An 18,693-nucleotide genomic window follows, 5' to 3' on the forward strand; every position below is an offset into this window, starting at 1 on the left:
ACCGTAGGCTGGGTAAGGCGCAGCCGCCACCCGGCGACAACAGTTAATTTCTGCGAAACGCCATCAGCGTCACCACGATCCCCACCACCGCAGAAACTGCGCCAGCCAGGAAGACGGACGGGTAGCCAAACGAGGTGGCTAACAGCCCGGCCAGCGGCCCGGTTACCCCGTATGAGATATCCTGAAACGCCGCGTAGCCGCCCAGCGCCGTACCGCGTACCTGCGGCGCCACGCGCTTCACCACCTCAACGCCCAGCGCCGGGAAGATCAGCGAACAGCCGCAGCCGGTGAGCGCGGCACCAAGCAGCGCAACGGAGGCGACCGGCGCCTGCCAGAGCAGCACCAGCCCAATGGTTTCAATCACCAGCGACGCCACCGCCACCTTCACTCCGCCAAAGCGATCCGGCATCCAGCCGAACAGGACGCGCATCAGGACAAACGCGCCGCCAAAGGCAGTCAGCGTAAAGCCCGCCATCGCCCAGCCACGGCTCATAAAATAGAGGGAAACGAAGGTACCAATCACCGCGAAGCCTACTCCCTGAAGCGCCAGCCCGAGCCCTGGCTGCCAGATTTGCCCCACTACACTCCACAGCGAAGGACGTTCGCCTTTATGGGCGGGCACCTTGCGTACCGAACCGTTAAAAACCCACGCCAGCAGCGGCAGCACCATGGTAGTACCCGCCAGTACCGCAAAACCAAACTGGCTGTGGATCAGCAAACCCAGCGGCGCACCTGCAGCCAGTGCGCCATAAATCGCCATCCCGTTCCAGGACATCACTTTGCCGGAGCGTGCTGGCCCCACCAGCCCCATGCCCCAGGTCAGTGTCCCGGTCAGCAGTTGGCTTTCACCGAAGCCAAGGATTAAACGTCCCGCCACAAGCAGCGCAAATTTATACGCGGCATCGACCGGCAGGAGAGCGGCCAGCAGCCACGCGCCGCCCGCCAGCCCGCAGGCGAACATCCCCTGCAACGCCGAGCGTTTTGCACCGTGCTGATCCGCCAGCCGTCCTGCGTAGCCGCGGGTTAATACCGTGGCTAAAAACTGAATGCCCACGGCAATGCCGACCATGGTGTTGCCATAGCCGAGTTCCTGATGAACGAACAGCGGGATCACCGGCAGCGGCAGGCCAACGGTCATATAGGTCAGAAATACCGCAAAGGCGATACGGAAAAGAGAAAGGTTCCCGGAAGGAGTGCCCTTCTCGGGGGTAACAGCCTTCATGCATAACTCCGTGTTCAGGCATAAAAAAAGGGAGCCTTCCGGCTCCCTTCTATTATACATTCAAACGGTTATGCTTTCAGCTTGCGCATAACCAGCGTGGCGTTGGTGCCGCCGAAACCGAAGCTGTTGGACATGACGGTAGTCAGCGTCGCTTCCGTTGGTTTGGTCACGATGTTCAGGCCAGCCGCCTGCTCGTCCATCTCTTCGATGTTGATGCTTGGGGCGATAAAGCCGTTTTCCAGCATCAGCAGAGAGTAGATCGCTTCCTGCACGCCCGCCGCACCCAGAGAGTGACCGGTCATAGCTTTGGTTGCAGAGATAGCCGGGCTGTTGTCGCCGAACACTTCACGGATTGCGCCCAGCTCTTTCACGTCGCCTACCGGAGTAGAGGTACCGTGGGAGTTCAGGTAGTCGATTGGGGTATCAACGCCGTGCATCGCCATCTTCATGCAGCGCACCGCGCCTTCGCCGGACGGAGCAACCATGTCGGCGCCGTCGGACGTCGCGCCATAGCCCACGATCTCAGCGTAGATGTGCGCGCCGCGCGCCAGCGCGTGCTCCAGCTCTTCGACCACAACCATACCGCCACCGCCAGCGATGACGAAACCGTCACGGTGCGCGTCATAGGTACGGGACGCTTTATCTGGCGTCTCGTTGTACTTAGTGGACAGTGCGCCCATCGCGTCGAATTCACAAGCCATTTCCCAGCCCAGCTCTTCGCCGCCGCCAGCAAATACGATGTCCTGTTTACCCAGTTGGATCTGCTCAACAGCATTACCGATACAGTGCGCGGAAGTCGCACACGCGGAGCTGATGGAGTAGTTCACACCGTGGATTTTGAACGGGGTCGCCAGGCACGCGGAAACCGCAGAACCCATGGCTTTAGTCACCACATACGGACCTACCGCTTTCAGACCACGCGGGCTGCGCATAGCATCAGCACCGAATACCTGCGCTTTTGATGAGCCGCCGGAACCAGCAATTAGGCCCACGCGCGGGTTGTTCTGATAAACCTCTTCACTCAGGCCAGAATCTTTGATCGCTTCCTGCATGGAGAGATAAGCATATATAGAGGCATCGTTCATGAAACGAACCACTTTACGGTCAATCAAACCGGTGGTGTCCAGTTTGACGTTACCCCATACGTGGCTACGCATACCTGAATCTTTAAACTCTTCAGAGAAAGTGATCCCGGAGCGTCCTTCACGCAGAGATGCCAGGACTTCCTGCTGGTTATTACCGATGCTGGAAACAATGCCCAGGCCAGTAATCACTGCACGTTTCATTCAATACCTCTGTAAGTCGCACTATAAAAAGTTTCGAGTCGCACAATAGCGTACACTTGTACGCCGAACAAGTCCGATCAGACATTTTCTGCGGAAATTTGCACCGATGGACTCACATCGTTAAGATCGTGCCACTGCCTGTCAGACGAGTAACTTACGTGAAACAAAACGCTATACAACCCGCCAACCTCGAATTTAACGCTGAGGGTACACCTGTTTCCCGAGATTTTGATGACGTCTATTTTTCTAATGATAACGGACTCGAAGAAACGCGCTATGTTTTCCTCGACGGAAACCAGCTCAGCACCCGCTTCCCGGTGCACCCGCGGAGCCTGTTTGTGGTCGCGGAAAGCGGATTCGGCACCGGGCTGAATTTTTTAACCCTCTGGCAGGCGTTTGACCAGTTTCACGCTGCACACCCTGAGGCTACGCTACAAAGATTACATTTCATCAGTTTCGAAAAATTCCCGCTCACCGCGCACGATCTGCGGCTCGCCCACCAGCGCTGGCCGGAGCTTGCAGCCTGGGCGGAGCAGCTTCAGGCGCAGTGGCCGCCTCATATTGGCGGCTGCCACCGTCTGATTCTGGACGGCGGACGGGTGACGCTGGATTTATGGCTGGGCGACATTAACGACCTGACCGATACGCTCGACGACTCGATGAATCAGACGGTGGACGCGTGGTTCCTGGACGGCTTTGCGCCCGCCAAGAACCCGGACATGTGGAGCCAGCATCTGTTTAGCGCGATGGCGCGGCTGGCGCGTCCTGGCGCAACGCTCGCTACCTTCACCTCGGCAGGCTTTGTCCGCCGCGGGCTGCAGGAAGCGGGCTTTACCATGCAGAAGACCAAAGGCTTTGGCCGCAAGCGCGACATGCTGGTCGGCAGGATGGACCAGACGCTGGACATTCCCGCTCAGGCTCCCTGGTTTGCACGCAGCGCCAGCGCATCGCGCGAAGTGGCGATCGTTGGCGGAGGGATCGCCAGCGCCCTGCTCTCTCTCGCGCTGCTGCACCGGGGCTGGCAGGTGACGCTCTACTGTGCTGACGAGGCGCCGGCCAGCGGCGCGTCCGGTAACCGCCAGGGGGCACTCTACCCGCTTTTAAGCGCGCACGACCCGGCCCTGTTCCAGTTTTTCCCCGCGGCCTTTACCTTCGCCCGTCGCCTGTACGACGCGCTGCCAGTAGCATTTGACCATGACTGGTGCGGCGTGACGCAGCTCGGCTGGGATGAGAAGAGCCAGCAAAAAATCGCGCAGATGCTGTCGCTGGGTCTGCCGGAGGAGATTGCCCGCGCGGTCAGTGCGCAAGAGGTGGGAGACGCCGCTGGCGTGGTCACCGGCTGTGGCGGCATTCAGTATCCGCTCGGCGGCTGGCTGTGCCCGGCTGAACTGACCGCGGCGGCAATGACCCTTGCGCAGTCACGCGGGATGACGGTGCATTATGCTCATAAGGTTGAATCGCTTAGCCGAAGAGAACACTGGAATCTGCGTTTTGCTGATGGCAAAGAGGCACAGCATGCCAGCGTGGTGCTGGCAAACGGGCACCACATTAGCCAGTTTATCCAGACGGAGACGTTGCCGGTCTATCCGGTCGGCGGCCAGGTGAGCCATATCCCGACCGCGCCCGAACTGAGCAAGCTTCGTCAGGTACTGTGCTATGACGGCTATCTGACGCCGCAAAATCCGTCTAATGGTCATCACTGCATCGGCGCCAGCTATCATCGTGGCGAAACGGATATGCACTACAGCGACGAGGATCAGCAGCAAAACCGTCAGCGCCTGATTGACTGCTTCCCGGATGCAGCGTGGGCGAAGGAGGTTGACGTCAGCGAGGGTGAAGCGCGCTGCGGCGTGCGCTGTGCCACACGCGATCATCTGCCGATGGCGGGAAACGTGCCGGACTACGACGCTACGCTTGAGGCCTATCAGGATCTGGCTGAACGTAAGGAAACGGCGGTGAGTGCCCCGGTTTATCCGGAACTGTTCATGCTGGGCGGATTAGGATCGCGAGGATTGTGCTCCGCGCCGCTACTGGCAGAGGTGTTAGCCGCGCAAATGAGCAACGAGCCTGTTCCGCTGGACAGAACCACGCTTGCAGGACTGAACCCGAATAGACTGTGGGTACGGAAACTGCTGAAGGGGAAGAAGGTTAAGTAGGGTGCGGTCGAATCCCCTCACCCTGACCCTCTCCCCAAAGGGGAGAGGGAAGAGAAGGCGGCGGCTTAGCGTTTAGCCTGCTGGAACAAATTGTCCCACATGCCCAGCACCAGAGACTGGTCGCGCGGAGAGAGCTCCCCGGCGAGAATGGCTTTTTCCAGGCTGCGAGTGACTTCAGCGTGAACGGCGTCGGCAGAGTGATCGTCACCCGCTTCCAGCTCGGCTACCGCCAGCGTCAGGTGACCACGCAGATAACCGCTGGCGAACAGCTCATCATCACTGGCGTGTTCCACCATTTCATCAATTAACGCCAGAATGCGTGATTCAAATTCTGCGATCATCTTCTTTCCTCTGTTAAAGATCTTCCGGCCAAGGGAAGCATTCCGCCGTGATAACCGGCGTGTGGTAATAATTCTGTAAGGCCTCGATCAGGCGTGCCGGACGCTCCGGGATGCCTTTCTCAAGATACTCCATCACCTGCGCGTGAACGCGGCGCTGGAAGACGATACGGTCTGGCTCGAAGTCGCCTTCGAGATTGTCACAGCTCACGTTGAACGGGAAGCCTGCCGCCACGCAGAACAGCCATTCCAGCGCCTGCGGCTTCACTTCCACATCTTCAAACTGGCCCTGTGTCGCAGCATCGCGCCCGTCCGGGCAGTACCAGTAACCGAAGTCCACCAGCTCGCGACGCGCTTTCCCCGCGATGCACCAGTGCGAAATCTCGTGCAAGCCGCTGGCGTAAAAGCCGTGGGCAAAGACGATGCGGTTATACGGAACCTCTGCATCAGCAGGAAGATAGATCGGTTCGTCGTCGCCTTTAATCAGACGGGTATTAAAATCATCAGCAAAACAGCCGTTAAAGATCTCAATCAGCTGTTCGTATTTATGCGTACTGTTCATTAGTGCATCCCCAACCAGGTGAGGATCTCCTGTCCATGGCTGTCATAAAGAAGTTTGGCGCTCATCACTGCCGAAACGATAACAATCATCGGGCGGATCAGCTTTTGCCCTTTGCTTAATACCAGGCGCGAGCCCGCGCGCGCGCCCAAAAACTGCCCTGCCATCATCACAAAACCGGTTGCCCAGATAACCTTGCCGCCGATGATAAACAGCAGCAGGCCGCCGACGTTTGAGGTCGCGTTAAGCACCTTGGCGTGAGCGGTAGATTTGGCGAGGTTAAACCCGGCCAGCGTCACGAACGCCAGCGCGTAAAATGAACCGGCACCCGGGCCAAAGAAACCGTCGTAAAAACCGACGCAGCCACCGGCAATCAGCGCAAACGGCAGGCCGTGCAGACGACGCTGCCTGTCTTCTTCACCGAGCTTCGGCATCAGTAAGAAATACAGGCCAATGCAGATAACCAGAACCGGCAGGATCTGGCGCAAAATATCGGACTGCACGTGCTGCACCAGCAGCGCGCCCGACGTGGAGCCGATAAAGGTCATCAGGATATTGAGCTTCTGATCGGCCAGGCTCACCACCTTACGGCGGATAAAATAGAGCGACGCGGAGAGCGAGCCGCCGCAGGCCTGAAGCTTGTTGGTGGCAAGCGCCTGTGCCGGGCTCATACCCGCCGCCAGCAGCGCGGGCACGGTTAACAGCCCGCCGCCGCCCGCGAGCGCATCGATAAAACCGGCCAGCATGGCCACGAAGAACAGCACCACCAGCAGCAGCGGTGACACCATAAACAGATCGACGAAATTATCCATTAAAGTACATGCTCATCCAGTAGCGCCTGGCAGGAAGGCGGCAACGGAGGCGGTGTCTTCTTCTCAGGCTTAGAGGTTCCAGGTTTTGCTGGCTCAAACCAGCTTTGCAGTTCCGCACCACAGCCATCGCCTGGCGGAGGTAAGGGCTGATCTTCACATTCCAGGCTGTTCGCCGGGCAGCGCAGACGAACGTGCATATGCGCACGATGCTGGAACCACGGGCGCACTTTGCGCAGCCAGTCGCGGTCGGTTCCGGCATCCAGACAGAGCTGCTGCTTGATGGCAGGGTTGACGAAAATCCGCGTCACGTCGTTATCTTCTGCCGCCAGCTTGATCATGCTGGAAATCTCCGGTGACCATCGGGAAGCAACGACCCGTTTGCCGTCGCCCGACACCAGATCCAGCGCCTGCGGTTTCAGCAGCTGCGCAGACGTCCAGCGCATTTTCGGCAGCTGCAGGAAGATATCGACATCCAGTCCGGTCTGGTGGCTGGCGTGCCCACCGTTAAAGCGGCCCCCGGCAGGCATCCCCATGTCGCCAATCAGCATCGTCCCCAGCCCCAGGTTATGCACCTGGTTCCCCAGTCGCTGAATGAACAGCACCAGATCAGGGTGGCCGAAGTAACGACGCTGATCGGTACGCATCACCTGATACGTATCCGATTGCAGCGGCAGCTCCTGCGCGCCCACGATACAGCCGTTAGAGAAGGCGCCGATGGACTGCGCGCTTCCCGCCACCGGATGGGTGATTTTTTGCCACGGCGTGGCGGCCAGACTGGCTCCACTGGCGAGCAGCGCCAGCAGAGCAATTGCGGTTTTTTTCATGTTTACCAGCGTGGAATGGTGGTCGTCACGTCCGCATTTTGCGCGCGCTGGCGCAGGAAGTGATCCATCAGCACGATCGCCAGCATCGCTTCCGCGATCGGCACCGCGCGGATCCCCACGCACGGATCGTGACGTCCTTTGGTGATCATCTCAACTTCTTCGCCTGAGCGGTTAATTGTGTGGCCCGGCACGGTGATGCTGGAGGTCGGCTTCAGCGCGATGTTGGCAATAATCTGCTGCCCGCTGCTGATCCCGCCGAGAATGCCGCCCGCATGGTTGCTCTGGAAGCCCGCCTTCGTGATTTCGTCGCGGTTCTGGCTGCCGCGAAGCGCCACCACGTCGAAGCCGTCGCCAATCTCAACGCCCTTCACCGCGTTGATGCTCATCAGCGCGTGGGCGATGTCAGCGTCGAGACGGTCAAATACCGGCTCGCCCCAGCCCGCCGGAACGCCGTCAGCCACCACGGTGACTTTCGCACCGATGGAGTCGCCCTCTTTTTTAAGGCCGCGCATCAGTTCGTCCAGCGCTTCAAGCTTGTCCGCATCGGCGCAGAAGAACGGATTCTGCTCGACCTGATCCCAGTCTTTGATCGCCAGTGGAATGTCACCCATCTGGGTCAGACAGCCGCGGATAACGATGCCAAATTTCTGCTGCAGGTATTTCTTGGCAATCGCCCCTGCCGCCACGCGCATCGCGGTTTCACGCGCGGAAGAGCGTCCGCCACCACGATAGTCGCGGAAGCCGTACTTTTGTTCGTAGGTGTAGTCGGCGTGGCCCGGACGGAAGACGTCTTTAATCGCGCCGTAGTCCTGAGAACGCTGATCGGTGTTTTCAATCAGCAGACCGATGCTGGTCCCGGTGGTGCGGCCTTCAAAGACGCCAGAGAGAATTTTGACCTGGTCCGGCTCGCGACGCTGCGTGGTGTAGCGGGAGGTACCCGGACGACGGCGGTCAAGGTCGTGCTGTAAATCGGCTTCGGTCAGTTCGATGCCTGGCGGTACGCCATCAACGATACAGCCCAGCGCCAGCCCGTGCGACTCGCCAAAGGTGGTCACGCGGAATAACTGTCCAATACTGTTTCCTGCCATCACGGCTCCGATGTTGTTGTTTGTGTTTGAGCGTTGTGAAACGGGCCGAAGCCCGCGAGATTAATCTTTATAAATGCTGAAGTGTTCGCGCGCGTCGAGCAGCTGCGCTTTGGTCAGCATAAAGACGCCGTCACCGCCGTTGTCGAACTCAAGCCAGGTGAACGGCACATCCGGGTACTGCTCTATCAGATGTACCATGCTGTTGCCCACTTCACAAATCAGAACGCCGTCATCGGTCAGGTAATCCGGCGCGCAGGCCAGAATGCGGCGGGTCAGCTTCAGGCCGTCAGAGCCTGACGCCAGACCCAGCTCCGGCTCGTGACGATATTCGTTCGGCAGATCGGACATGTCTTCCGCATCGACGTACGGCGGATTAGTGACGATCAGATCGTACTGCAGGGTCGGCAGGTCGCGGAACAGGTCAGAGCGAATTGGCGTGACGTGATGGATCAGGCCGTGCTCTTCAATGTTGTGTTCGGTCACGGCCAGCGCGTCGGTGGAGATATCGACGGCGTCCACTTCAGCTTCCGGGAAGGCGTAGGCGCAGGCAATCGCGATACAGCCGCTGCCGGTGCACATATCGAGAATGTGCTGAGGCTGATGGCCGATCAGGCCGTCAAAGTGGTTGTTGATCAGCTCACCAATCGGCGAACGCGGTACCAGCACGCGTTCATCGACGTAAAACTCGTGGCCGCAGAACCAGGCTTTGTTGGTCAGGTAGGCGACCGGAATGCGCTCGTTTACGCGGCGGATCACGCGCTCAACGATGCGGTGTTTTTCGCTGGAGGTCAGGCGCGCGGTGCGCATGTCTTCCGGAATGTCCAGCGGCAGATAAAGAGACGGCAGCACCAGCTGAACGGCCTCGTCCCACGGGTTGTCGGTACCGTGACCGTACCAGATATTAGCGGCGCTGAAGCGGCTAACCGACCAGCGCAACATGTCCTGTATGGTATGCAGCTCGTTTACTGCTTCATCGACAAATATTTTATCCACTCTTTCCTCCAGGGCATGCTCGCATAATTTTCGGCGGCTAGTTTGCCATGAAGACGGCGATAAATCAGCAATGACGCGTACCGCTTGAGGTTAAAAAATGCGTTTAGTCGGGTACACTATCGGAAATACGAGATGAGAATGACGAATGAAAAAGAAAACATCGCTCAGCGAGGAGGAGCAGGCTCTCTTCCGCCAGTTGATGACCGGGACGCGTAAAATCGCGCAGGACACGATTGTCCACCGCCCGCAGCGTAAAAAAATCAGCGAAGTACCGGTCAAACGGCTGCTGCAGGAGCAGGCGGATAACAGCCACTATTTTTCAGATGAATTTCAGCCGCTGCTCAATACGCAAGGGGCTGTGAAGTACGTGCGCGAAGACGTCAGCCATTTTGAGCTGAAAAAGTTACGCCGGGGAGATTATTCGCCGGAGCTGTTTCTCGATCTGCACGGTTTAACGCAGATGCAGGCGAAACAGGAGTTGGGCGCGTTGATTGCCGCCTGTCGCCGCGAACACGTTTTTTGCGCTTGCGTGATGCACGGCCACGGTAAACATATTCTGAAGCAACAGACGCCGCTGTGGCTGGCTCAGCACCCACACGTGATGGCGTTTCATCAGGCACCGAAAGAGTACGGCGGAGATGCCGCATTGCTGGTCTTGATTGAAGTTGAGGAGTGGCAGCCGCCAGAGTTACCCTGACAGAAGGGCGGGAAACACGTAGTACCCCGCCCTGTCACACGTCACGTCAGATCGCTTTTGCCATCTTCAGGTTGCACGGACTCATTTGCCAGTTGAAGACCCCTTTGCCGGTTTCGTCGAGGGTGACGTTGGCAATGGCGGAAGTGGTGAACATTGGCGGCGTTTCGCCCGGGCACAGCTCAGATACCAGATAGCCGACCAGCGGCAGGTGGGAAATGACCAGTGCGGAAGCGACACCTTCGTTGCACAGCGCCTGAAGATAAGCGCTGACAAGGCCGACATCACCGCATGGCGTCAGTTCGGGTAAAACATCCACACTGGATGGCAGGTTCATACACTCCCCCACCACGTCCAGCGTCTGTTCTGCCCGCAGGAACGGACTCACCAGAACGCGTTCAATGTCCACTTTTTGACCTTTAAGCCATGTAGCCATCTGACGGGATTCGTCGCAGCCACAGACGGTTAAAGGACGTACTGAGTCACTGGCGGCATCGAGTGCCGCGTCGCCGTGACGCATGATAAAAACTTGCATATTGCACCGCTTTTGTTAACCAGAATCACCGGCGTTAACTACCCGCGATTAATGCTCTGAGGTAGAAAACCCGATGGCCGGGCATTGTGCCTGATCCATTCGGTGAATGAAACGCTGTTTTTTACCTCAATGGCGTAAGTATAGTCAATCTCTGTTTACAAAATCGCCAGAACAGGTTCGTTCACCTCAGGATTTACCCTTCTTTGACTTCAGTTTACGAAATCAGTTTCCCTTGCAGGCCAGAATGTCTGGCCGCGCTCCGCCATCTGCAATAATTCGTCACACGGTGTAAACCGCGGACCGTATTGCGAGGCCAGACGTTGCAGAATGGCAACCACTTCACCCGCGCCGAGAGTATCCATGTAACGGAACGGACCGCCAAGGAACGGCGGGAAACCAATACCAAATACCGCGCCGATGTCGCCATCGCGCGCGCTCTTGATCACCTGTTCACCAAAGCAGCGCGCCGCTTCATTGAGCATCATCATGACGCAACGTTCAGCGCACTGAACGGCAGACAGTTTTCCCTGACCGGCGGCCGAAATAAGCCCATAAACCGAAGGGTCGACCTGTTTCTTGCTTTTACGCCCTTTTGCGCCGTAAAGATAGAAACCGCGTTCATTTTTTCTGCCTTTGCGATCGTCCTTCAAAATTGCAGAAACAATGTTTGCAGGCGGGGTAAAACGATCGCCGTATGCGGCTTCCAGCACAGGTATAATTTTAGTGCCGGTGTCTATTCCCACCTCATCCAAAAGTTGGATTGGGCCAACGGGGAAACCAAACTTTACCAGCGCCTCGTCGACGTGCTCGATTTTCTCCCCTTCCGTCAGCAGCCGCATCGCTTCGTTAATATACGGTGCCAGAATACGGTTGACGTAGAAGCCGGCCTTGTCCGCGACCACAATCGGGGTTTTGCCCTGCTTTTTCGCCAGCTTCACCACGGTGGCGATGGTTCGCGGGCTGGTCGTGGCGTGCGGGATCACCTCCACCAGAGGCATTTTTTCTACAGGACTGAAAAAGTGCAGCCCAATCACCTGCTCCGGACGAGCAGCTTTCGCCGCGATATCGCCAATCGGTAAAGACGAGGTGTTTGAGGCGAAAATAGTGTGCGGCGCGCAGTGTTGCTCAACGTCAGCCACCATCTGCTGCTTAAGCGCCAGGTCTTCAAATACGGCTTCAATTACCAGGTCCCGGTGCGCAAAACCGCTGTAATCCGTCGTGCCGGAGATCGTCGCCAGGGTTTTATCACGCTCGCTTGCCTTGATATGGCGGCGTTTGACCTTCTGATCAAGGTTCTGCCAGCTGTACTGCAGCGCGTGGTTGATGCCCTTAGCATTGATGTCTTTGATGCGCACGGGCAATTTGCCTTTGCTGGCGGTAACAAACGCGATGCCGCCGCCCATCAGCCCACCGCCCAGCACGCCAATAGCACGCAGCGGAGCAGGCTCTGCCTCGCTGCCGGGATCTTTTTTCACCTCGGTGCTGGCGAAGAAGATGCTGCGCAATGCCTGTGACTGTGGCGTCATCGCCAGCTCGCCAAAGGCTTTGGCTTCAGCGGCATAGCCGCTGCTGCTTCCCTGCGACAGCCCGGTTTCGATCACTTCCAGGATCCGCTTTGCCGCCGGATAGTTGCCTTTGGTTTTTTGTTCAGTCTTTTTGCCCACCATGTTGAACAGGAGCGCACGCCCCAGTGGCCCTGCCAGCACGCGCTCGCGTACGGAAAGAGGACGCTTTGCCTGCCGCCCTTTCAGCGCAAGCTCAACGGCGGCCTCCAGTAAAATGGAGTGCGGCACCACGTCATCGACCAGACCGGCTTTCAGCGCCTGACGCGCGCGCAGCTGCTTGCCGGTTAAAATCATCTCCAGGGCGGTGCTGACCCCCACCAGGCGAGGCAAACGCTGCGTGCCGCCGGAGCCCGGTAAGAGGCCTAACTGCACTTCTGGCAACCCTAAAACGGTTTTCGGATCGTCAGTGCAAATGCGGCTGTGGCAGGCCAATGCCAGCTCCAGCCCACCGCCCAGACAGGCACCGTGGATCGCGGCAATAACCGGGATCGGCAGCGCGTGGATCTCGGCCATCACCTGCTGGCCCTGACGCGCCAGGTCTTCTGCTTCCTGGGCGCTTTTCGCTCGGGCGATCATGTTGATATCGGCGCCGGCAATAAAGTTATCCGGCTTGGCAGAGATAAAGACCAGGCCACGGACGGCTTTGTTGTCGCGGATCTGCTTTAACATCCCGCGCACCTGAACACCAAATTCGGCCTTCAGGGTATTCATCTTTTCATCAGGCACATCAATAGTGATAACAGCCACGTTATCGAGGCGAACCGTCAGGTTAAATGCAGATGTCATATCCATTATTCAGCCTCCAGAACCATTGCTGCGCCAAGGCCGCCCGCCGCGCAGGCGGTAACGAGGCCAAACCCGCCGCCGCGGCGTCGTAGCTCGTGTAATGTTTGGGTGATCATACGTGCGCCCGTGGCTGCGAACGGATGGCCGTAGGCAATCGAGCCCCCCAATACGTTGAATTTGCTCTGATCCACTTCGCCAGTGGCATGGGCGCGGCCCAGCACGTCGCGCGCGAAACGCTCGCTTGCCAGCAGCTGGACGTTTGCCAGAGTTTGCGCGGCAAAGGCTTCGTGCATATCAATCAGGGTTAAATCTCCCAACGTCAGCCCCGCGCGATCCAGCGCCAGCGGCGTGGACCAGGCCGGACCCAGCAGCATGTCCTGCCAGACATCAATGGCGGTGAAGGCATAGCTGCGCAAATAGCCCAGGGGGGTAATGCCAAGCTCCTTCGCGCGGGATTCCGTCATCAGGATAACGGCGGCAGCCCCATCGGTGAGCGGCGTACTGTTGGCCGCCGTCACGGTGCCGTGCTTGCGGTCAAACGCCGGGCGCAGTTTGGCGTAATCCGCCAGTGTCGAGGTACCGCGAATATTGTTATCTTCCGCGAGCGGTTCACGGTAGGGCGGAATATAGGCGGTCATCACCTCATCGGTGAGCTTGCCCTCCGACCAGGCTTTCGCTGCCAGCTGATGCGAGCGATGCGCCAGCGCATCCTGCTGCTCGCGGGTGATACCGTAGGTTTTGGCCATCTGCTCGGCAGTATCGCCCATTCGCAGGCCTGTGGAGTACTCTGCTACGGCAGGTGGCACGGGCATAAGGTCGCGCAGGCGTAAACGCGAGAAGAGTTTGAGCTTCGCACCGGTGGTGCGGGCTTTATTGGCATCAACCAGAATGCGGGCCAGTTTTTTACTGACGCCAATCGGCAGTACGGAGGAAGAATCGGCGCCACCTGCGATCCCGGCGCGAATAGTGCCCGCCATAAGGCTTTCCGCCACGTTTGCTACCGCCTGGAAGCTGGTCGCGCACGCGCGGCTGACGCTGTAGGCGTCGGTGTGAACGTTCATGCCGGTACCGAGAACAATTTCCCGCGCAATGTTGGGGGCTTCAGGCATCTGTACGACCTGGCCGAAGACCAGCTGTTCGATGACCTCAGGCGGGATTTCGCTGCGAGCCAGCATCTCCCCCACTACCATTTTCCCCAGATCGACAGCAGGAATACCGTGAAACGCCGTCGCCTGACGCGCAAACGGCGTACGCAGTCCGCTGACAATGGCAATGCGGTCACCCTGTCGGGTGATTAGCGGTAATGCCTGACTCATAACCTTCCCCTGTGAAAAATTTTACATGAATATAAAGTGGTCTGACCTGATAACAGTCTTAACCATTTTTTTACATTCAGCCAATCAGGGAAGCATAAAAATGCGAGCTAAAACACAGAGAAGAAAAAGAAAATGCCCCAGGGAAAAAGCAAAACGGTAACCCACAGGTTACCGTTTTTAGTGTTTGCTCCCTCTCCCGTGGGAGAGGGCACCAGATCGCAGGAATTAACGCAGGCCTAACTGGAAAATCAGCGTTTCAGCTTCGCAGGCAAACACAAAGTCGATATCCAGCTTCACGCCGCCTTCCACTTCAGTGAAGGTAGATTTGATTTCACACGGATCGGACTCCACATCACGCGCGCGCTTGCTTAGCGCGGCCAGCGTTTCTTCGGCTTCGGCGCGGTTGGTGAACACACGGCTGTAAGACGCGGTGCAATCGGAGTTGTCCATGATGGTGCCAACATCCATACAGCAGCAAACCGGGGTTTCATCAGCACTGCATTTACTCATAGCTCAATTTCCTCTGTATTCGCGCAGCGCGCGAGATAAACACGATGCTGATATTTTACGCCCCAGCGCTGGCTCTCTCCAGCCGTTAATGGCGCAAAATCGGATAAGTGACCGATATCACACTAAAAAATGATCTAAAACAAAAATCACCCTTTTGGGTGAGCCGCGATGGTCACAATTTTGCCAACCAGATCTCGTTTCAAGAAACATGTTTGAAAATATTAATAAACAAACTTGCAACATTCCGGCTGGTCGGACCTATACTCTGGCCACTGGTCTGATTTGTCTGTCATACCTCAGACCCTACACTTCGCGCTCCTGTTACGGTATGTAACAATTATTGAATAAAAATAACTCAATGAGGTTATGGTCATGAGCCAGAAAACCCTGTTCAACAAGACTGCGCTGGCAGTCGCAGTGGCAATCGTCTCTACTTCCGCCTGGTCAGCGGGCTTTCAGCTAAACGAATTTTCTTCCTCTGGCCTTGGCCGTGCGTATTCAGGGGAAGGTGCAATCGCTGATGATGCTGGTAACGCAAGCCGTAACCCTGCATTAATCATGATGTTCGATCGCCCGACCTTCTCTGCTGGTGCGGTGTATATCGATCCTGATGTCAACATTTCCGGCACGTCACCTTCTGGTGCGAGCCTGAAAGCAGATAACATTGCGCCAACGGCGTGGGTCCCTAACCTGCACTTCGTTGCACCAATCAATGAACAATTTGGCTGGGGCGCATCCGTCACGTCTAACTATGGCCTTGCTACCGAGTTCAACAACAACTACCCGGCAGGCGAATACGGCGGTAAAACAGACCTGACAACGCTGAACCTGAACCTGAGCGGTGCTTATCGTCTGAACGACAGCTGGAGCTTCGGTTTGGGCTTTGATGCCGTCTACGCCGATGCAAAAATTGAGCGTTACTCCGGAGAACAGACGGCTCGCCTGCCGAAAAACAGCAACAAAATTGCCAGCCTGAAAGGCGATGAGTGGGGCTATGGCTGGAACGCCGGTATTCTGTACGAGCTGGACAAAAACAACCGTTGGGGCCTGACCTATCGTTCCGAAGTGAAAATTGACTTCGACGGCGATTACAAGAGCGGCATCCTGGCGCCAGTCAACAGCCTGGTTCCTGGCGCGGGTACCACCATCCCGTGGGGGACTTCCGGTCAAACTGTCCCTGGTTCACTGTCACTGCATCTGCCAGAAATGTGGGAAGTCTCCGGTTACAACCGCGTTGCGCCGCAGTGGGCTATTCACTATAGCCTGGCCTATACCAGCTGGAGCCAGTTCCAGGAGCTGAAAGCGACCGGCACCAACGGTCAAACGCTGTTCTATAAGGACGAGAGTTTCCACGACGCCTATCGTATTGCGTTGGGTACAACCTATTATATGGATGACAACTGGACGTTCCGTACCGGTATCGCATTCGATGATAGCCCGGTACCGGCTGATAAGCGCTCCATCTCCATTCCGGATCAGGACCGCTTCTGGGTGAGTGCTGGCGCAACCTACGCGTTCAACGAAAATGCTTCTGTCGATGCGGGCGTGTCTTATATGCATGGTCAGAAAGTGACCTTCAAGGAAGGTCCGTACGAATTTACCTCTGAAGGTAAAGCCTGGCTGTTCGGTACTAACTTCAACTACGCGTTCTAATCGCGCAGGGATCAAAAAAGGTGAGCGTTGCTCACCTTTTTTATTTATTCCGAATCAATATCTTTGAGTTCGTTTTCAATAGCCTTCGCGTTTGGATTATCTTCCGGCTTCAGCTTGCCGCCGTTGGCGATAAAGTCATGATTCTGGAAGTACGCTTCACGCACCATAATGTACGGATCGGAAGACTGGCGCAGCAGGCCGTCTGAATCGAGCAGTTGCGCGCGGGTTTCAATCCCCTCCACCGTCCATTTACCAATCGACAGCGGCCAGGTCAGCCACGACAGGACCGGATACAGCGTATCGACCATATCGCCGCCATCATCACGCACGGTGAAGCTGCCATAGAACGGCAGATGAACGTAAGGGCCGTAACCGACGCCATAATGCCCCAGCGTACTGCCGAAACGGTGCGGCTGTTCACGCTGCAGTTTCGGGTTTGCCATACCTGCGACATCGATAAAACCGCCCATCCCCAGCAGGGAGTTCAGGAAGAAGCGCGTAAAGTGCACCATCCCCTGATACGGATCGCCCTGCAGGAAATAGTTGACCATCACCGCAGGCTCTTCCAGGTTACTGGTAAAATTGCTTAACCCGTTACGCGCGGGCTGTGGAACGTAATCGCGCCATGCTACTGCCACCGGGCGAACCACGTACGGGTCCAGCACGTTGTAGTTGAAGCTATACATAGAACGGTTAAATCCTTCGAGAGGATCGGAGCGTCCCGTTTGCTCCCCGGAGCTGGCGCAGCCCACGAGCATCGTCGCGCCCAGCGCAAGCGCCGACAGCCGAAGTTTCATAAATATCTCCCTGTTCAGTATGGCTATCGTTGATTGCCATCCGTAACGGAGCATCTGGCGCTCCGTCTGAAAACGTGCAAGTGATTGTAACAGCACGTTTACCGATGTCTATGAGTTCAATTACGGGCAGTAATCACCGTGACTCTGATCTCAGCATAGCCTGACTTTTGGAATTCGTTTCGCTGGCAATTTTATAATGTCTTTGAACGAGATGTATCACCTTTGTTGTCATTCCCGCCAATTTAAGAGCATCCCCACAGGCATCCCGACAAAAGCCGCTACGCTTAAAAGAAAGATCAACCTCCGGGAGCAGATATGAAAGACGTGGGCGAAGAAAAAATTGGCGAGAGTAATGAGGAACATGAAATTGAAAGCGAGGAGAAAGCGCGCGGTGAGAAGATAGAAATTGATGAAGATCGCCTCCCTTCCCGCGCGATGGCCATCCACGAGCATATCCGCCAGGATGGCGAAAAGGAGATGGAGCGTGACGCGATGGCCCTCTTCTGGTCAGCCATCGCTGCGGGACTGTCAATGGGCGCCTCGCTGCTCGCGAAAGGGATATTTCATGTGCAGCTGGAGGGCGTACCCGGCGGATTTTTACTGGAGAACCTCGGCTATACCTTCGGCTTTATTATCGTCATCATGGCCCGCCAGCAATTATTTACTGAGAACACCGTAACCGCCGTTCTGCCGGTGATGCAAAACCCTACCCTCGGTAATTTCGGTTTATTGATGCGGCTCTGGAGCGTGGTTCTGCTGGGAAATATCATCGGCACGGGTATTGCGGCCTGGGCGTTCGAATATATGCCGATTTTTGATGAACCCACCCGGGACGCGTTTGTGAAGATCGGTATGGATGTCATGAAAAACACGCCGGTCGAAATGTTCTCTAATGCCATCATCTCCGGGTGGATTATCGCCACGATGGTATGGATGTTTCCTTCAGCCGGCAGCGCTAAAATTGTGGTGATCATACTGATGACCTGGCTGATTGCGCTGGCGGATACCACGCATATCGTGGTCGGTACCGTTGAAATACTCTACCTGGTCTTTAACGGCACGCTTCACTGGAGCGATTTTTTCTGGCCGTTCGCCCTTCCGACGCTGGCAGGGAATATCTGCGGCGGAACGTTTATCTTCGCGCTGTTAAGTCATGCCCAAATACGTAACGACATGTCTAATAAACGCAAAGCAGAACTTAAGGCGCAGGCAAATAAGGATAAAGCGGCAAAAAAATCAACCTGAATGGTGACTCTTTGAGCAGTCAGGCGGCAATGCGCTTAACGCAAAGTGTAAATAACGGTATACTCGTGCCGCCTCGTCCCCTTAGTTAAATGGATATAACGAGCCCCTCCTAAGGGCTAGTTGCAGGTTCGATTCCTGCAGGGGACACCATACACACCTCTCCTGACATCTACCAAATTCAATAAAACCCTCTTATAATCAGTGAGAAACCCTCTATTCTGGCTATGCGACATCAACTGATGTCTACCCATTTCAACGTGAATCAATAAACACCTGGGGGCCTTAGTGGGTGCTTATCCTGTTCAATGAAAAAC

General features: G+C 56.6%; 17 protein-coding genes and 1 tRNA gene. 5 read left to right on the forward strand and 13 right to left on the reverse strand.

The annotated features are described in order from the left end of the window. Window positions 1-43 precede the first annotated feature (43 nt). Entirely contained in the window at window positions 44-1,222 is a 1,179-nt protein-coding gene (locus AB8818_RS21375; protein WP_192983219.1) for an MFS transporter, read from the reverse strand. Between the two features lie 68 nt (window positions 1,223-1,290). Then, window positions 1,291-2,508: a beta-ketoacyl-ACP synthase I gene (fabB, locus tag AB8818_RS21380; protein WP_014832795.1), complete on the reverse strand. Its 1,218-nt coding sequence runs from the start codon at window positions 2,506-2,508 to the stop codon at window positions 1,291-1,293. 158 nt (window positions 2,509-2,666) lie between these two features. On the opposite strand from fabB, the gene mnmC reads away from it, so the two are divergent. Beyond that, on the forward strand, window positions 2,667-4,664 hold the full coding sequence (gene mnmC / locus AB8818_RS21385) for a bifunctional tRNA (5-methylaminomethyl-2-thiouridine)(34)-methyltransferase MnmD/FAD-dependent 5-carboxymethylaminomethyl-2-thiouridine(34) oxidoreductase MnmC (protein WP_192983221.1): 1,998 nt from the start codon (window positions 2,667-2,669) through the stop codon (window positions 4,662-4,664). 65 nt (window positions 4,665-4,729) lie between these two features. On the opposite strand, the gene AB8818_RS21390 is transcribed toward mnmC, so the two are convergent. From AB8818_RS21390 to prmB, 6 genes are read right to left on the reverse strand one after another with little or no spacing between them, the layout of a single operon-like run. Continuing rightward, a complete protein-coding gene (locus tag AB8818_RS21390; RefSeq protein ID WP_116338510.1) occupies window positions 4,730-5,005 on the reverse strand; it encodes a YfcL family protein in 276 nt (91 codons plus the stop codon). A 13-nt stretch (window positions 5,006-5,018) separates the two neighbouring features. After that, the gene (locus tag AB8818_RS21395) at window positions 5,019-5,564 is read right to left on the reverse strand and encodes an elongation factor P hydroxylase (protein WP_192983222.1); all 546 of its coding nucleotides are present in this window, start codon (window positions 5,562-5,564) and stop codon (window positions 5,019-5,021) included. Next, window positions 5,564-6,373 (reverse strand): sulfite exporter TauE/SafE family protein, encoded by an 810-nt coding sequence (locus AB8818_RS21400; RefSeq protein WP_008502609.1) that lies wholly within the window; start codon window positions 6,371-6,373, stop codon window positions 5,564-5,566. Before AB8818_RS21400 ends, AB8818_RS21395 begins: the two co-directional genes overlap by 1 nt. Further along, window positions 6,373-7,197 carry a penicillin-insensitive murein endopeptidase gene (mepA, locus tag AB8818_RS21405; RefSeq protein WP_116338506.1) on the reverse strand — a complete coding sequence of 275 codons (825 nt, stop codon included), beginning with the start codon at window positions 7,195-7,197 and terminating at the stop codon, window positions 6,373-6,375. Before mepA ends, AB8818_RS21400 begins: the two co-directional genes overlap by 1 nt. A 2-nt stretch (window positions 7,198-7,199) precedes the next feature. After that, window positions 7,200-8,285 (reverse strand): chorismate synthase, encoded by a 1,086-nt coding sequence (aroC, locus tag AB8818_RS21410; RefSeq protein WP_116338504.1) that lies wholly within the window; start codon window positions 8,283-8,285, stop codon window positions 7,200-7,202. Window positions 8,286-8,345: 60 nt separating this feature from the next. Continuing rightward, window positions 8,346-9,278: a 50S ribosomal protein L3 N(5)-glutamine methyltransferase gene (gene prmB, locus AB8818_RS21415; RefSeq protein WP_039023972.1), complete on the reverse strand. Its 933-nt coding sequence runs from the start codon at window positions 9,276-9,278 to the stop codon at window positions 8,346-8,348. A gap of 145 nt (window positions 9,279-9,423) precedes the next feature. On the opposite strand from prmB, the gene smrB reads away from it, so the two are divergent. Continuing rightward, complete coding sequence (smrB, locus tag AB8818_RS21420) at window positions 9,424-9,975, forward strand: endonuclease SmrB (RefSeq protein ID WP_192983223.1); 552 nt, start codon at window positions 9,424-9,426, stop codon at window positions 9,973-9,975. Window positions 9,976-10,021: 46 nt separating this feature from the next. On the opposite strand, the gene sixA is transcribed toward smrB, so the two are convergent. The 4 genes from sixA to AB8818_RS21440 form a co-directional block, all read right to left on the reverse strand. Continuing rightward, window positions 10,022-10,507, reverse strand: a complete 486-nt coding sequence (gene sixA, locus AB8818_RS21425) for a phosphohistidine phosphatase SixA (RefSeq protein WP_003861375.1) — start codon at window positions 10,505-10,507, stop codon at window positions 10,022-10,024. Window positions 10,508-10,716: 209 nt separating this feature from the next. Next, window positions 10,717-12,864, reverse strand: coding sequence for a fatty acid oxidation complex subunit alpha FadJ (fadJ, locus tag AB8818_RS21430; protein ID WP_192983225.1), 2,148 nt, complete (start codon window positions 12,862-12,864; stop codon window positions 10,717-10,719). Further along, window positions 12,864-14,174 (reverse strand): acetyl-CoA C-acyltransferase FadI, encoded by a 1,311-nt coding sequence (fadI, locus tag AB8818_RS21435; protein ID WP_116338500.1) that lies wholly within the window; start codon window positions 14,172-14,174, stop codon window positions 12,864-12,866. The genes fadJ and fadI overlap by 1 nt, the downstream gene beginning before the upstream one ends. Window positions 14,175-14,399: 225 nt before the next feature. Then, window positions 14,400-14,684 carry a YfcZ/YiiS family protein gene (locus AB8818_RS21440; protein ID WP_023294142.1) on the reverse strand — a complete coding sequence of 95 codons (285 nt, stop codon included), beginning with the start codon at window positions 14,682-14,684 and terminating at the stop codon, window positions 14,400-14,402. Window positions 14,685-15,056: 372 nt separating this feature from the next. On the opposite strand from AB8818_RS21440, the gene fadL reads away from it, so the two are divergent. Further along, on the forward strand, window positions 15,057-16,337 hold the full coding sequence (fadL, locus tag AB8818_RS21445) for a long-chain fatty acid transporter FadL (RefSeq protein ID WP_116338498.1): 1,281 nt from the start codon (window positions 15,057-15,059) through the stop codon (window positions 16,335-16,337). 44 nt (window positions 16,338-16,381) lie between these two features. On the opposite strand, the gene mlaA is transcribed toward fadL, so the two are convergent. Beyond that, window positions 16,382-17,134, reverse strand: a complete 753-nt coding sequence (gene mlaA, locus AB8818_RS21450) for a phospholipid-binding lipoprotein MlaA (RefSeq protein WP_061097503.1) — start codon at window positions 17,132-17,134, stop codon at window positions 16,382-16,384. Window positions 17,135-17,449: 315 nt separating this feature from the next. Between mlaA and AB8818_RS21455 the strand changes: the two genes are divergently transcribed. Beyond that, window positions 17,450-18,379, forward strand: a complete 930-nt coding sequence (locus AB8818_RS21455) for a formate/nitrite transporter family protein (RefSeq protein WP_116338496.1) — start codon at window positions 17,450-17,452, stop codon at window positions 18,377-18,379. 75 nt (window positions 18,380-18,454) lie between these two features. Then, window positions 18,455-18,529: transfer RNA gene (locus AB8818_RS21460), tRNA-Arg, on the forward strand. The last annotated feature ends 164 nt before the right edge of the window (window positions 18,530-18,693 follow it).

Origin of the sequence: Enterobacter sp. KB-280D8, from assembly GCF_041399405.1 — a bacterium.
Classification (GTDB): Bacteria; Pseudomonadota; Gammaproteobacteria; order Enterobacterales; family Enterobacteriaceae; genus Enterobacter; species Enterobacter cloacae_N.

Excerpts from the sequence above, each read along its gene's own strand:
- fadI (WP_116338500.1), bottom strand. The coding sequence starts at position 14,174 with ATGAGTCAGGCATTACCGCTAATCACCCGACAGGGTGACCGCATTGCC.
- aroC (WP_116338504.1), bottom strand. The coding sequence starts at position 8,285 with ATGGCAGGAAACAGTATTGGACAGTTATTCCGCGTGACCACCTTTGGC.
- fadJ (WP_192983225.1), bottom strand. The coding sequence starts at position 12,864 with ATGGATATGACATCTGCATTTAACCTGACGGTTCGCCTCGATAACGTG.
- fabB (WP_014832795.1), bottom strand. The coding sequence starts at position 2,508 with ATGAAACGTGCAGTGATTACTGGCCTGGGCATTGTTTCCAGCATCGGT.
- AB8818_RS21440 (WP_023294142.1), bottom strand. The coding sequence starts at position 14,684 with ATGAGTAAATGCAGTGCTGATGAAACCCCGGTTTGCTGCTGTATGGAT.
- AB8818_RS21395 (WP_192983222.1), bottom strand. The coding sequence starts at position 5,564 with ATGAACAGTACGCATAAATACGAACAGCTGATTGAGATCTTTAACGGC.
- mlaA (WP_061097503.1), bottom strand. The coding sequence starts at position 17,134 with ATGAAACTTCGGCTGTCGGCGCTTGCGCTGGGCGCGACGATGCTCGTG.
- AB8818_RS21400 (WP_008502609.1), bottom strand. The coding sequence starts at position 6,373 with ATGGATAATTTCGTCGATCTGTTTATGGTGTCACCGCTGCTGCTGGTG.
- AB8818_RS21390 (WP_116338510.1), bottom strand. The coding sequence starts at position 5,005 with ATGATCGCAGAATTTGAATCACGCATTCTGGCGTTAATTGATGAAATG.
- AB8818_RS21375 (WP_192983219.1), bottom strand. The coding sequence starts at position 1,222 with ATGAAGGCTGTTACCCCCGAGAAGGGCACTCCTTCCGGGAACCTTTCT.
- sixA (WP_003861375.1), bottom strand. The coding sequence starts at position 10,507 with ATGCAAGTTTTTATCATGCGTCACGGCGACGCGGCACTCGATGCCGCC.
- AB8818_RS21455 (WP_116338496.1), top strand. The coding sequence starts at position 17,450 with ATGAAAGACGTGGGCGAAGAAAAAATTGGCGAGAGTAATGAGGAACAT.
- smrB (WP_192983223.1), top strand. The coding sequence starts at position 9,424 with ATGAAAAAGAAAACATCGCTCAGCGAGGAGGAGCAGGCTCTCTTCCGC.
- fadL (WP_116338498.1), top strand. The coding sequence starts at position 15,057 with ATGAGCCAGAAAACCCTGTTCAACAAGACTGCGCTGGCAGTCGCAGTG.
- mepA (WP_116338506.1), bottom strand. The coding sequence starts at position 7,197 with ATGAAAAAAACCGCAATTGCTCTGCTGGCGCTGCTCGCCAGTGGAGCC.